Raw genomic sequence first — 600 nt, forward strand, 5'->3', positions numbered from 1 at the left:
TTCTGGTGACTTGGATTCTGCAAAGCGTTCTCTTGACCAAGCGTTAAGTGTCGATAGTCGTGATGCAACGGCAAATATGATGATGGGTATTTTATTGCAACAAGAAGGCAGTAAACCCAATTTAGAAAAAGCAGAACATTACTTTAAGCGTGCAATTTCATCTGAACCAGACAATGCTCAGGCACGTAATAATTATGGTACGTATTTGTACCAAATGGAGCGTTATAATGATGCTATTGAGCAATTTCGTATTGCTGGTGCAACATTAGGCTATGATCAACGTTACCAGGCCTGAGAAAATCTGGGGCGAATTTATTTAAAACTAGGCGATATTGCGAGTGCTGAAAAAACATTCAAACAAGCACTTCTTGCTAACCGCGACTCTTACATTTCAATGTTAGAGTTAGCAGAAATTTTTTATTTGCAGCAGCAGATTCCGGCTGCTACACAAATGTATGAACAATATGTTCGTACAGTGGGGCAGAAAAATCAGGGTGCACGCGCACTTTGGATTGGTTTAAGAGTGGCTCGAGCCAATGCGGATAAAATGGGAATGCAAGTTTTAGTAAACCAGTTACGTGCTTTATTCCCGGAAAGTCC

2 protein-coding genes are annotated in these 600 nt (G+C 40.7%); both read left to right on the forward strand.

Annotated features, from left to right (window positions below):
• Window positions 1-295: tetratricopeptide repeat protein (locus tag ABD296_RS49925; RefSeq protein WP_344285681.1), on the forward strand; the 295-nt coding region annotated here is incomplete at its 5' end.
• A 15-nt stretch (window positions 296-310) separates the two neighbouring features.
• The coding region (locus ABD296_RS50795) for a tetratricopeptide repeat protein (protein WP_407061601.1) at window positions 311-600 on the forward strand (290 nt) is incomplete at its 3' end.

The sequence above is a fragment of the Actinomadura napierensis genome, assembly GCF_039529375.1.
In the GTDB taxonomy this organism is placed as follows: Bacteria; Actinomycetota; Actinomycetes; order Streptosporangiales; family Streptosporangiaceae; genus Spirillospora; species Spirillospora napierensis.